This window comes from Shewanella holmiensis (assembly GCF_025370255.1).
In the GTDB taxonomy this organism is placed as follows: domain Bacteria; phylum Pseudomonadota; class Gammaproteobacteria; order Enterobacterales; family Shewanellaceae; genus Shewanella; species Shewanella holmiensis.
This window is the reverse complement of the sequence record NZ_JAMTCD010000010.1, coordinates 94,212-107,979: the sequence shown is the minus strand read 5'-3', so window position 1 is coordinate 107,979 and position 13,768 is coordinate 94,212. Positions and strand designations below refer to the sequence as shown.

General features: G+C 42.8%; 12 protein-coding genes. 2 read left to right on the top strand and 10 right to left on the bottom strand.

Annotated features, from left to right (window positions below; genetic code table 11):
• Position 1 precedes the first annotated feature (1 nt).
• The 7 genes from NE535_RS09910 to rpsF form a co-directional block, all read right to left on the bottom strand.
• Complete coding sequence (locus NE535_RS09910) at positions 2 to 1,222, bottom strand: phosphoenolpyruvate carboxylase (RefSeq protein WP_261298478.1); 1,221 nt, start codon at positions 1,220 to 1,222, stop codon at positions 2 to 4.
• A complete protein-coding gene (locus NE535_RS09905; RefSeq protein ID WP_261298477.1) occupies positions 1,219 to 1,881 on the bottom strand; it encodes a condensin complex protein MksE in 663 nt (220 codons plus the stop codon). Before NE535_RS09905 ends, NE535_RS09910 begins: the two co-directional genes overlap by 4 nt.
• Positions 1,881 to 5,561 (bottom strand): ATP-binding protein, encoded by a 3,681-nt coding sequence (locus NE535_RS09900; protein WP_261298476.1) that lies wholly within the window; start codon positions 5,559 to 5,561, stop codon positions 1,881 to 1,883. Before NE535_RS09900 ends, NE535_RS09905 begins: the two co-directional genes overlap by 1 nt.
• 370 nt (positions 5,562 to 5,931) lie before the next feature.
• Positions 5,932 to 6,384, bottom strand: coding sequence for a 50S ribosomal protein L9 (gene rplI, locus NE535_RS09895; RefSeq protein WP_261298475.1), 453 nt, complete (start codon positions 6,382 to 6,384; stop codon positions 5,932 to 5,934).
• A 40-nt stretch (positions 6,385 to 6,424) separates the two neighbouring features.
• Positions 6,425 to 6,652, bottom strand: coding sequence for a 30S ribosomal protein S18 (gene rpsR / locus NE535_RS09890; protein ID WP_130598554.1), 228 nt, complete (start codon positions 6,650 to 6,652; stop codon positions 6,425 to 6,427).
• A gap of 12 nt (positions 6,653 to 6,664) precedes the next feature.
• Positions 6,665 to 6,967 (bottom strand): primosomal replication protein N, encoded by a 303-nt coding sequence (gene priB, locus NE535_RS09885; protein ID WP_261298474.1) that lies wholly within the window; start codon positions 6,965 to 6,967, stop codon positions 6,665 to 6,667.
• A 9-nt stretch (positions 6,968 to 6,976) separates the two neighbouring features.
• Entirely contained in the window at positions 6,977 to 7,369 is a 393-nt protein-coding gene (rpsF, locus tag NE535_RS09880; RefSeq protein ID WP_261298473.1) for a 30S ribosomal protein S6, read from the bottom strand.
• Positions 7,370 to 7,586: 217 nt separating this feature from the next.
• Between rpsF and NE535_RS09875 the strand changes: the two genes are divergently transcribed.
• Positions 7,587 to 8,330, top strand: coding sequence for a DUF481 domain-containing protein (locus NE535_RS09875; protein ID WP_261298472.1), 744 nt, complete (start codon positions 7,587 to 7,589; stop codon positions 8,328 to 8,330).
• 47 nt (positions 8,331 to 8,377) lie between these two features.
• Positions 8,378 to 9,775 carry an MFS transporter gene (locus NE535_RS09870; RefSeq protein WP_261298471.1) on the top strand — a complete coding sequence of 466 codons (1,398 nt, stop codon included), beginning with the start codon at positions 8,378 to 8,380 and terminating at the stop codon, positions 9,773 to 9,775.
• A gap of 75 nt (positions 9,776 to 9,850) precedes the next feature.
• Here the strand turns inward: NE535_RS09870 and rlmB are convergent, their stop codons facing one another.
• From rlmB to NE535_RS09855, 3 genes are read right to left on the bottom strand one after another with little or no spacing between them, the layout of a single operon-like run.
• Positions 9,851 to 10,606: a 23S rRNA (guanosine(2251)-2'-O)-methyltransferase RlmB gene (gene rlmB, locus NE535_RS09865; RefSeq protein WP_261298470.1), complete on the bottom strand. Its 756-nt coding sequence runs from the start codon at positions 10,604 to 10,606 to the stop codon at positions 9,851 to 9,853.
• On the bottom strand, positions 10,607 to 13,096 hold the full coding sequence (rnr, locus tag NE535_RS09860; RefSeq protein ID WP_261298469.1) for a ribonuclease R: 2,490 nt from the start codon (positions 13,094 to 13,096) through the stop codon (positions 10,607 to 10,609). It abuts the gene before it with no gap.
• Positions 13,097 to 13,127: 31 nt separating this feature from the next.
• Positions 13,128 to 13,760, bottom strand: a complete 633-nt coding sequence (locus NE535_RS09855; protein ID WP_261298468.1) for a tetratricopeptide repeat protein — start codon at positions 13,758 to 13,760, stop codon at positions 13,128 to 13,130.
• Positions 13,761 to 13,768 lie beyond the last annotated feature (8 nt).

Here is a 13,768-nt window from a genome sequence, read left to right as displayed (position 1 = left end):
GCTAGGCCAACCAGAGTTCAACATCAGTGACAATAAAGTTGCCGGTGTAAACAGGGTGAGGCTTACCTATCGGTTCCAATTCAAAATATTGTTTGTGTTCCATAGGTAGCGCTTCGTAACCACCAATAACCTGATAAAGCCAGCTTTCACTATCCCAATCGAGTTGCTGTTGTTGCAAGTACTCAAGTGCGGATTGGCGTAACCCAGAATCAATAATGGCGCAGAAATATTCATCCACTGCCACTTTTAGTGGGTTGTCTGGAATATCAAAATCCTCGGCTTCACTCATTTCAAAGGTGACATGAGTATCACGCGGAACAACAATTCGTTCATCACGGCTAATGGCTTTAATTTGTGCCACCATTTGCAGCAATTCAAACTCATGGTGAGGATTGCTGATATCAACGTGAGCAGGCTTTAAAATGGCCTCGGCATAATTAAATAATGCGGGAATTTTGTTATGTGCCACATGGTTTTCGGGCTGATAGTCAGGATGTAAATCAGTGTGCAGTAACCAGCCTTTTAATAAACGTGTACGGCCTTGAATTTGTCTAAAGCGACCCAGTAACTCTAACAACCTGCCCTGAACCACACTCAGCTCTTGAGTGCAGTAGCTTAAGGTATCTTGCAGACTGGTCATTAATAAACGGCGCAGCTCGCGTATATCGCCAGCAATTTCACCTAGTTCACTAAACTGGAACATTTCCAGACCATTTAATAATTCAGTGACCTGGCTTTGGGCTAATTCGTTCTCGCGAATTTTGGCATTCACAGTACCCACATAACCAAACTCGTTATTAATTCGCCCCCACAATACACGAATGGAATATCGTAAACTGTCGGTAAAGCTGTAAACGTGTTCACTTAAGTCGGCTAAGTATGCTTCTGCCGCGCTATAATCGACATTATAACGCGCTTCTTTATAGTGATCGGCTAAGGTTTTAATTGTAGCAAGCGCCGAGCCGACGTTAGAGTCAATTTGACGATTACGCTCATCACTTAAGCCTTCTTCTAGCAATGCACGCACAGATCGCTTTAAGCGTAATGCTTGATCGGGTTCTGGACGCCACAGTAAACCACTTTTTTTAAGCTTTTCAATCACCGCAGGATCGTGGCTTGACTCACTCACCGAGCCAGCAAGATAAGCATCCATGATCACATCAGCGTGTCGACCCAATTGCTTAAGTAGCTTTACCCCCGCTTGATGCAAGTTGCTACTCATATTAACTCCCGCTGAGTGGCTGTTTCTGCTTGTGCCTCAAGACTGAGCCCTTCGGTTTCATCAATAAAACGGATCACTTCATACAAATAATCGAGCTTACCTGTGGCAATATAAATTTGCTTCTCTGCATTAGGCTTGGTTAAGTACCCCAGTTCAACTAAGCGCTTAAACACCAATTTAATTTGCCCATCTACATTACTGCTGCTTGAGCCAAATAAACGATAATGACTTAGTTTTGTTAGCTGTTCGCTAAAAGCTGGTGTATCTTCAATACGAGCCTGTAACTCAGTTAAGCGAATAGGCGCCCCTTCACTTAATGGCGCATCCTGACCGCTGGCCTCTTGCACTAACACTAACCATTCCACTAATGGAATAAGCGCAGAACAAATTTCTTTAAATTGGCTAGAAACAACCTTACGTTCGGCCTCACCCAATTGCTGATAACCGCAGAAAAACACTTCGCCTTCACCTGCACTGGCGATAGTGCGATTAATTTGGTTCAAGTAGGTTTCAACCCGTTCACGGGTGCTGTTATTTTTTAGCGCACGCCAACCTTCTTCATTGGTGACACGACAAATAAACTCACCACGCAGCAATTGCTCGATAATGGCCCCTGCGCCCACTAATACAGTATCGTTATCATAAACTTCACTCGACATTATGCTAACTCCTCTGTTTTAGCGTTATGCTGGTTTAAACGTTCGGCCAATGGATTGGCTTTAGGTTTAACAACCTGTAATTTTTTAGTTTGCTTGTTGATGATATAGCGGTTAGCAAACAAATTAAGCACTTCAGATTCCGGATTAGGAAATGCCCCTAGCACACTGATATTGTTGTTTTCACAGGCATCAAATATCTTCTTCACGTTGGTGTGATGCAAAGTACCTAGCTCGTCAATCGGCCAATGAATGGTGACATCGGCTTTACCGCGTAATAATCGGGTAAATGCCAGTAAGAACTTACATAAAATTAAGTAAGCCATACCATGGCTTGATGATTCATTTAACTGGCGATCTGTGCGGATAATCAAATCACTGTTGCCCTCTTTTAAGCGCAACTCAATTTCTAATAGTTTGGCGATCCCTCCGGTTAATGCCGCACGACCAATAATATCTAACGCTCGGCGCATACTATTGGTGTAATGCTCATCAGGCAGTGTGCTGAAGTTGTCCGCTTTCCAAGCTTTAAAGGCTTTAACAAACACTTCAAGCTCTGGCCAGAACTCTAATTCGCTGATCCGCGAACGAATACGTACCGCAGATTCAGAAACGCCATCTAGGAATAACTCTTCGCCTACTTCACGGGTGATACGAGCACTTTGTGAAGCAATGCGGCGATCGATGTCTGCCAGCACATCATAAAATGCGGTTAAATCGACGCCAAAAATACGCCCTTGTTCACGAATGGCCATTAACGATTGCGGCACCATCACGTTCAATAACTGCTCTAACTGCGGTACTAGTTTACGGTAGTCAAGTAGGCGAATGCCTTTGTCATTTACAAAACTGGATTCTTCGCGCGCACGCTCCCAAAACTCAGCAAGACTTGAACCTGATTTACTGGCAATTACGCTATCAAAATGCTCAATGTATTGTTTCACTGAACCAAGTAAGTAATCCCGTTTTAATAATAAATCCTCACCCTGGCGTAAACGCTCACCTATACCACCACTGGCTTCTTCGTTATTAGCTGGTAGCTTTAAATCTGCGAGCTTACGCATGACAGCACGCAATTTAGTGAGGTTTTCAGAAGCCTCAACCTGCGCGGCATCGGACGCTTTACGTTGAGTTTCTAGCTCAGTTCGGCGATGCTTAATATCTTGAGTTTTATTTTTTAATTGCTGCTCAAGTGCTGATGCCGCACGTTTGACATCGGCCAATTGAGTTTGCAGCTTAGGCTTTCTCACCAACCAAGTATGTTGATACCAATCGTCATAGCGTAATACATCACTACGGCGTTGCTCGGCAGTGCTGATTTTACTTTCTAAATCTCGAATTTCTCGCTTAAGCGCTAAAATGGCATCTTCATCAACACCACGGGATTTTAGTTCATTTTTGTACCAGGTTTCACAAGCTTTTTGTTCGGTTTTAGCATTGCTGCGACGTTGTTCAATATTGGCTTTAATTTGGCCTAATTGATTATCAATCGCGCCTACCACTTCTTGCCAGTAGGCATTTTTTTCCATGCGCGCTTCAAGTGCTTGTGACTTTTGCTCACTAAGCCATTCTAAATGTTGGTTTTTAAGCTGTTTAAGCTCACTATCCAACTGCACCAAGCGCTTACTTGACTCGGCTTTACGGTCTGTGACTGCCTGATCAATGCGTTGCTGTTCACTGCGTTTTTCATCAAATAAACGACGTAAATCTTCACGACTATTTTTATACGCAGTTCGCGCAAACGTAAGCTCTCGATTGAGTTTATCTAACGCATCATTCATGGCAACGAGTTGATCTTCATGCTCAGCTTGCAGTTCCTGGGCACTTTTAAGAGCCTCTTCAGCTTTAGCTAAACGAATGCGTAAGTCTTGTTCAGACTGAGCATATTCAGGTACATCAATCGCCTTTAAATCAATACGAACCCCAAACAGCGCATCACTTTCTTGATTCGCTAAACTAGGGTGTAAATCGGTTCGATGCAATAACTCTGGGGCGATCACTTTACCAAAAGATTGCTCCCAGCCTTGGGCTTCTTTTCGTAAAAACTCAAGCAAAGTATGAGATTGCGGAAACAACATATGATGTATTTCATCTTTAACTTGTTCACGCTCATTCACCCGTATGCTAGCAATGCGCAATGACTCATTAGCTTGATCGCGCTTAGCTCTTTGCTTACGCTCTTCAATAGTAAGACGTTCTACCTTTTGGTTGCAGCTTTCTTGTTCTTCATCGGCAAGGGTAATGCGCTCATCAAAAATAGCTAAACGCAGCTTTTCATCTTCAGTATATGAAACACTATCAACCTGATGCTTTAATTGGGCTGCGGTTAATTTTAGCTGGTATTCTTGCTCGCTAAATTTAGCTTTACCTGCATCGCTTTGCTCGCGCCAAAATGTCTCTAACTTAGCTAAGTCATCATTTGCTAGCTCACGCTGCGCATCACGGGTTTCACGCTGGTTATCTTGCTCTTTATGTAAACTTTCTAGCTCGCGGTGCAATTGTTCGGCAATTTTTGAGCGTCTAGCATTAAAAGCCGCTTCAATATCCTGGTGTTTTTCAGTTTGTAGTTTATGGCGTTCATTGAGGTTTTCAATGTCCTGACGCCAGCTTGGCAAACTATCTAGATCCGCTTTTGCTTGATCGATATCGGCATCTAAAAATGCACCATGTTGTTCTTCAATGACATCTAATTCATGTTCAAACTTTTGCGAATCACCTTTTGCTGATGAGATCTCTTCATGCAACTCATCACGAATATCTTTCCACTCTTCATCTAACATTTTGAGTTTAAGGTTTAACTCTTTCGCTAATGTTTGATTAGCATCTTGGCGATCGGCTTCTAAGGTTTCATCATGACGATAACCTCGGGATAAACTCGATAATCGTAATTCAGCACTTAATAATTGGTTAAACTCTTGTTCAAGCTTTTCAAATTCTGGCCGAATTTGCTCAAAACCTTGCACAAGTTGGCTTTCGCGGATCCAAGACTCCACTCTTTGTGGGTTAAGTCGAGAGCTAGGCGGGTTAACACCATCTTCCTCCAAAATCGCGGCGATCATTGACTTGACCGTCTCCATCTTGCCTTCTTTGGAGTGCACCGCTTTAGCTAATTTTTCGATGTGACGTAGGGAGTGTTCACTGTCACACAAAGAAAATTGACGAGCATAAGTTCGTAGCTCATTTCGATTGCCCCCCGTGTTTAACAGACTGCGATCATTTTGGATAATGGCTCTAAATTCACGGGTGTTTAATAAATTAGTATGGGCAACACCCTGGCGTTTAGCCTCTATACCCAATTCTCTCATGGTATGACAGATGATAGTATCGCCATTACGATTTTTAACGTAATCCTCAAGCTCAAAGCCACGGGCAATAAAGCGATAATTCACCCCTTTGCCATCGCCTGCAGATGCTAATACGGCTTGATAAAGTAACCCATCATCTTTTTGATATTCATAAATGATGTAACTTGAATCGTGCGGCAAATACCATCGTTCAAAACTGTCGCGGGTTGATGGCACTACCCGACTTGGGTATTCACCATAAAAAACCGGAACAAGACGTTGTAAAGTGGTTTTACCTGAGGCGTTGGTACCACAAATATTGGTATGGCCGTTTAACGCTAATTCAACTACACCAGGAAGGTGAGTATTAATAAGCACGATTCTAATCAAACTTGGCATGAGAGTCCTTTATAAAACAAAACCAGCGATTCAATTCACTTTAGCTAAAGCCGCTTAGGTTAACGCAAAACATAAAGTAAGAGATGGGCTTTAAGGTAAATTAAACCGCAATGTATGGCAATGACATTACAGCATTAGATCATACTGCAAATTCATTCTAGATGGAGGTTAACAAAGTAGCAGTCAATGCAAAATTGGCAAAAAATCACCATTCAATGGAGACATAAAACAACGAAAAGATGTTAAACAGGTAACGAGGATTCAGAATTTCGCCCTAAGCAGGACACAAACCTAAACATAGCCGCAATTTAATTTCGCCCATAAAAAAACACCGCCAAATGGCGGTGTTTTTTTAAAGCGCTAGCAATAATTAAGCTTCTGCAACAACAGAAATCTTAACGATAGCTTTAACTTCAGTGTGAACTTGTACTTCAACTTCGAAGTCACCAGTAGTGCGTAAAGCACCTAAAGGTAAACGTACTTCAGATTTAGCAAGTTCAACGCCAGCTGCAGTTACTGCATCAGCGATGTCACGGTTGCCAACTGAACCGAACAATTTACCTTCATCACCTGCTTTAGAAGCAATAACAACTGATTCTAATGCAGCTAATTTTTCAGCACGTGCAGTCGCTGTAGCTAAGTCAGCAGCTAATTTAGCTTCTAATTCAGCACGACGAGCTTCAAATACTTCAGTGTTTGCTGCGTTTGCTACAACCGCTTTACCGTATGGTAAAAGGAAGTTACGAGCATAACCAGCTTTAACAGAAACTTGGTCGCCTAGGCTACCTAAGTTTGCAACTTTATCTAGCAGAATAACGTTCATTATCTAATCCTCTATATTCGATTAAGAATTAATACTGCAATTACTGATGTAAATCAGTGTATGGCAGTAGAGAAAGATAACGAGCACGCTTGATAGCGCGAGCTAGTTGGCGTTGATATTTAGCACTAGTACCAGTGATACGGCTAGGAACAATCTTGCCGCTTTCAGTGATGTAGTTCTTTAATGTTACAATATCTTTGTAATCAATTTCTGTTACGCCTTCAGATGTGAAGCGACAGAACTTGCGACGACGGAAATAACGTGCCATGTTGACAGTCTCCTAAGTTTTCAATTCGACATTTTCAGCATGCAGTACTAAACGGTTTTGACCATTTCGTCCTTGTTGGAGTGAAAGAAACCCTTCTACTTCAACGTGCACACCTGCTTTTAATTTATCTGCTACGCTATTAAAGCGTGGACCACTCAACACCACTTGTATAAGGCAGTATACGTTTCGTAATAAATCTGCATCATACTTCTGTGACTTATGCTCTAGCGTAATAATCGTATGATTGATCCCGCTTGGGCTACTCATTTGTTTTGAACGCGTTATGGTTCCAAACAAAGTTAAGTGATTATTCACAGAAAGAAATTATTCAGCGTTTTCTTCAGCGCTTTCTTCTTCTAAACGGTCATCAGAAGGTGAACGACGTGAATCACGCTCGTCTCTTGCTTTTGCCATAGGAGAAGCTTCAGTAACGGCAACTTTAGTGCGCATTACCATGTTACGCAGAACAGCGTCGTTGAAACGGAAAGCTGTTTCTAACTCTTCGATAGACTCTGCAGTTGCTTCTACGTTCATAAGAACATAGTGAGCTTTATGTAGGTCTTGAATCGGGTAAGCCAATTGACGGCGGCCCCAATCTTCTAAACGTGTAACTGAACCGTTTGCAGCGGTGATAACACCAGTGTAACGCTCAATCATACCTGGGACTTGTTCACTTTGATCTGGGTGAACCATAAATACGATTTCATAATGACGCATTTATTGCTCCTTACGGTTAAGTAGCCTCGTTTTGGCTCAGTCAGACCAAGTTTGAGGCAAGGAACGAATTAAAGTGACTGATTTGAGCGCGCGATATTACAGAAACTCTTACCCAAACTCAAGTAATAAAGTATTCTTTCCTGCGTTATTGAATACAGGTATCATAAGCCCCAGTTGAATTTAGCTTATGTCAAATAAAAAATAATTAGTGATCCTCATGAAAAAAGCGCTATCCATCTGCTGTTTACTTGCCTTGTCCCCTTCTGCATGGGCATTGGTACCACCCGATTACCAAGAGCCAGAAAATGATTTTAATGCTGAAATCGAAGCGGGTTTACAACTTAATAGTGGTAACAATGAAACCAAAAACTTTAATGGCCGCACTTACCTTACCTATGACACGCTAAAGACTAAGCAAGAAGGCACCTTTAAAGCTTACTACGCTGCCGACGGTACAGAGGCGACAGCCGAAAAATATGAAGTGTATTTACAGTCGAACTACAAATTAGAACGCGGTTATGTATTCGGTCGTGGTGAATTCACTTGGGATGAATACGGCTCCTACACCGAGATTTACACTATCTCTAGCGGTTATGGTTTTGATTTGATTAACAATAATAAAACTAAGCTGAGTTTAGAATTAGGTCCCGGTTATCGATATGACCTACCAACCGATTCTGTTGCTGAACCAAACCCAGTGTCAAACGAAGATATTATTGTTCGTTCTGCGGCCAAGTACTCAATCAAATTACAAGAATATACCAGTTTAAATGCCGATGTCACCGCTGAAACCGGCCGTGATAATAATACCTTAACTCTAGACATGAATTACCGAAATACCTTTATTCAAGATTGGGCATTTAAAATTGGGGTTAACATCAAATATACTTCAGATGTACCTGAAGATAGCCAGAAAACCGACACCGTTACCACGTTTAACTTACTGTACACGTTCCAGTAAAGAACCACTTTCTACTGAGTGATAACCAAACCAATAGAGGCAGTGTGATGACCAGTCCACTACGTAGTTTCACCTCGTTATACAGCACGACCTTTATGATGGTACTGGCTGCTGGTCTACTCACTACATATTTAGGCCTAAAACTCACCATGATGAACGTGCCACAAATATGGGTCGGTGGCATGATGTCTGCCTACTATATTGGTTTGGTATGTGGATCCAAAGTGGGTCACAAACTCATTGCACAAGTTGGCCATATTCGGGCATTTGTAGCGTGTGCAGGTATTGTCACTGCATCGGCATTAGGACATGCCCTAATTGAAGATCTCACCATTTGGCTAGTATTACGTGTATTAGTCGGCATGGGCATGATGTGCCAGTATATGGTACTTGAAAGCTGGCTTAACGAACAATCTGAACCTAGCCAGCGCGGCACCGTATTTGCCAGTTACATGATAGTCTCGTACTTAGCGTTAATGGCGGGACAAGGCGCAATTAGTTTATATCCCGATCTTGGCCTAGAACCTCTGTTACTTATCGCCATTTGTTTTGCTCTTTGTATTGTACCCATCGCCATCACTCGTCGTATTCACCCAGAACCTCTCACACCTGCACCGCTTAACATGAAGCACTACTGGAAGCGCGCACCGCAAGCGCTAACAACCATAGCGTTAGGTAGCATGATTGTGGGATGTTTCTATGGTCTTGCACCTGCTTATGCAACAGCCCAGGGGATTGAACCTCAATCTGTAGCGCTTTATATGACCTGCACCATTTTTGCTGGTTTACTTGCACAATGGCCGATGGGTAAGCTTTCTGATTTAATGCCTCGCAGTCGCCTCATTCGCATTAACTGTGGGTTATTGGGCACCTTAGTATTAATTATTGCGTTAGTCCCCTTTGACGCCCAAATCTCTTTAGTGTTAACAGCTATTTTTGGTGTACTGGCTTTTACCCTTTATCCTTTAGCAACCGCCTTAGCAAACTCGCGGGTAGAACAGCATGAACGTGTAGGGTTGTCTGCAACCATTTTGGTCACCTTCGGGTTCGGTGCAAGCATTGGTCCTTTGATTGCTTCAGCACTGATGCAACAAATTGGCAATGACATGCTTTACGGCTTTATGAGTATTTGTGCTTTTACTTTAGTGATACGTTTATTGTTTATCAATAACAAGCAAAAAGCTGAACAAGGTTCTAGCAACGATTATGTGATGGCCGGGGGCGATTTAGTGTCATCACCGTTAGCGGCATCTTTTGACCCTAGGGTAAATGTCCAATCAGTACAAAACCAGATGATAAACCCCGAAGATGACGCATTTGATATGGTAGGAAAAGAAGACGCCCTAGAAGACGAGCCTGACTATACTCAAGTGACTGATATTGATAACGATGAGGAAAGTGTGGCGCAGCCATTAGATTCATCGACTAAATCAACCGATAAATAGCCTAAAGCCTAAATCTAGCTTCAATAGACCCAAAAAAGCGAGCTGATGCTCGCTTTTTTGTACGCATAGTTATGGTTAGTTAGCTAAACGCTGACGCACGGCTTCAAACAAACATACTCCAGTTGCCACCGAAACATTCAAGCTTGAAACACTGCCTGCCATTGGAATTGAGATTAACGAATCACAACTTTCACGCGTTAGACGACGCAAACCTTTGCCTTCAGCCCCCATCGCAATGGCTAATGCGCCATTCAAGTCAGCCTGATAAACATTGCTATCGGCTTCACCGGCTGTGCCCACAATCCATATACCTTTTTCTTGAATATGACGCATAGTGCGAGCCAAATTAGTTACTTGGAATAATGGCACAATTTCAGCCGCGCCACAGGCAACTTTGCTGACAACAGATGTTAAGCCAACCGAATTATCCTTAGGTACAATGACGCCATGCACACCAGCCGCATCGGCATTACGTAAACAGGCTCCTAAATTATGCGGATCGGTTACACCATCTAAGATTAAAAAGAAGGGCACTTTATCATCGGCATTAAGCTTATTCAGTAAGCTGTCTAGCTCGTTTTCAGCAAGCACTTTGGCCGCTGTAACACGCGCAACAACACCTTGATGCTGAGTGCTTTCCGCTTTTTCGTCTAAGACTTTTCGTGCTGCACGCTGAGACTTAAGACCAGCAGCCTGAGCCGCCTCAACAATTGGGGCTAAACGTTCATCATCACGCCCTTGTAATAACCACAGTTCAATGACACGTTCAGGGCTATTTTTTAATAAGGCTTCAACGGCGTGAATACCAAACATAATATCTTGTTTTTTCATTTAGCTTTTTCTCTTACTGCGTTTTGCACTGCCTGCTTTGGCGGCAGACTCGCTATTATTTGATGACTTAGCCGTCGCTTTTTTCGGGCCAGTTTTCTTTACACGTGGCTTTTTAACCGCAGTTTTTTTAGCCGTTCCTTTAGCCGCCGGAGTACGTTTTTTATCTGCAGAGGCCTTCTTCGCTCGCCCTTTTGACGGTGTTTCTGCATCTTTAGTACCACGAGCTAATTTGGCACCTTCTAAATTGACACGCTCACGAGCAGTTAACGGTTTCGCGCTGGTACGGCGTTTACCTTTGCCTTTACTGTTATCGCCAATCATGATCAAATCAATTTGACGATCATCTAAATTGACAGCAGCAACTTTAACACTCACCTCATCGCCTACCTGGTAGACTTGACGAGTATTCTCACCGACGAGTCGCTGGCGCATCTGATCAAATTGATAATAATCACTGGCTAAACTAGAGATATGCACCAAACCATCAATAAAGAGGTCATTTAAACGCACGAACAAACCAAAGTTAGTGACTGAGGCAATCACGGCATCAAAATCATCACCGACATGATCCTGCATGTATTCACATTTTAGCCAATCGCTTACATCTCTAGTGGCTTCATCTGCTCGGCGCTCAGTCATAGAGCACTCTTCACCTAAGGCATCAAGTTCTTCAAGACTGTACTTAAAGCCGCCATCTTGCGTCCATTTATCTTTAACTTCACCTTGTTCATTCGCCAATAAATATTTAATGACACGATGAAGTATCAGATCGGGATAACGACGGATCGGCGAGGTAAAATGCGAGTATTCTTCTAATGCTAGACCAAAATGACCATCATTATCAGGGCTGTAGATAGCTTGGCGCATTGAACGTAACAACATAACCTGAATGAGCTCAGAGTCCGGTCTGTCGGCTATTTTAAGCATGATATTTTGGTAATCAGACGGGGTAGGCTCTAACCCACCGTCCATTGATAATCCACGCTCCGACAAAAATTCTTTAAAGTTAGCCAGTTTTTGTTCTGATGGTGCTTCATGCACGCGGTATAACACTTCACCTTTGTGCTTTTTAACAAATTTAGCAGAGGCTACGTTCGCTAAAATCATACATTCTTCGATGATTTTATGCGCCTGATTACGGCCTCTTGGCACGATTTTATCAATCTTGCGTTGTTCATTGAAAATAAACTGGGTTTCTAGGGTTTCAAACGCTATCGCACCACGCTCAGCTCTGCGGTCATCTAAGGTTAAATACAAAGATTGCAAGCACTGTAAATGCGGGAACAATGCTTGATGCTCAGGCGCTATCACTCCACCCTCAAGCATGTCGGCAACTTGGGTATAGGTAAAGCGCGCATGCGAGTGCATTACCGCTGGATAAAACTTGTACCCAGATAGCTTGCCACTGGCAGCAATGGTCATTTCAGCCACCATACAAAGTCGATCGACATGGGGATTTAATGAACACAGGCCATTAGATATTTTCTCTGGCAACATTGGAATCACTTGTGACGGAAAATAAACAGAATTTCCGCGTTCACGAGCTTCGGTATCCAATGCCGAATCGGTACGCACATAATGACTTACATCAGCAATCGCAACCCATAAACGCCAACCACCACCCGGTTTTTTCTCCGCATAGACAGCATCGTCAAAATCACGTGCATCTTCACCATCAATAGTCACTAATGGCAAATGGCGCAAATCAACTCGACCTTGTTTATCTGAATCAGGTACTTCATCAGGAATGCGCTTAAGTTTTTTCTCAATGACTGCAGACCAGGTATGGGGAAGATCGTAATTACGCAATGCTATTTCAATTTCCATGCCCGGAGCCATGGTTTTACCTAGCACTTCTGTCACTTTACCCGCAGCTTTTACAAAGCGGCCGGGTCTTCTGGTTAATTCAACCACCACGACATCACCAGCGCGAGCACCGTTTTTATCTTCATTGGCAATTAAAATTTCTTGGGTAATACGGCGGTCATCGGCAATCACAAATGCCATTCCACCATCAACATGATAACGGCCCACTAGTGCGGCACTTCGTTCTTGCACTAAACGTACAATCCTCGCCTCACGGCGTCCACGGCGATCGGTACCCGCTTTTTGAGCCAATACTTTATCCCCGTGAAAATACATCAGCATGTCACGATTATTAATAAATAAATCGTCACCGCCTTCTTCAAGCTTTAAAAAGCCAAACCCATCACGGTGACCGATAATTGTGCCGGAAAGTAAATCCATTTTTTCGGGTAAGCCATAGCTCTGTCCGCGGGTAAATACCAATTGACCATCACGTTCCATTGCACGTAAACGACGACGCAGGGCTTCTAATGGCTCTTCTGCGGTAATGTTTAATGCTTCTGCTATTTTGTCACGGGTAACAGGTGACTTTTGAGCGCGCAAGTATTCTAAAATATACTCACGGCTAGGAATGGGATTGTCGTACTTGTCTTGCTCTCTCTCAAAATGAGGATCGTTGATCATTCAATTTCCAAATCATTGGCATATAAATGCCTTATTGCATATAAAGTTGTTGCTGTTGAGCCCTTTCAACAATACTTGTGGGCATTTTCACAGCAAGTTGTTGTAATAATGCTGTCGCTTTTTTTTGCTGACTTTCATCATCAAAAATACTGTTATACAACCAATGATAACCCATTTCATAGTCTTGTGGGCTGCCATAACCTTCGGCAAACAGTTTGACTAACATCATACGTGCACCAACATCACCATGTGCTGCTGCGGGTAATGTGTATTGCACTGAGCGATTGCGATCTTTTACGACTAATTTACCTTGGTAATAATAGTCAGCTAACTTAAGCATCGCCTCTGCGCTGCCTTGTGCTGCAGCGGTTTGTAACATGGCTATACCCCGAGCAGGATGTACTTTGACACATACGCCGTGATTTAGCATTTCGCCCCATAAAAACTGATATAGAGGCTGTTGTAATACTTCCGCTCTCGCTTCAATATCTTGAACTAACTGACATTCATCAACTTTAACGCGTTGTAGATATTGATTACTACGGATAAGCTTAATAAGTTGTTCATCACTGTATATGTCAAAGGCGCCAGATTCAGCCTTTGCAACTTGAACAGATGAACCGAGTAATAGCATTAATATAAGCAGTAATGAAAGCCGTAACATAACAATTC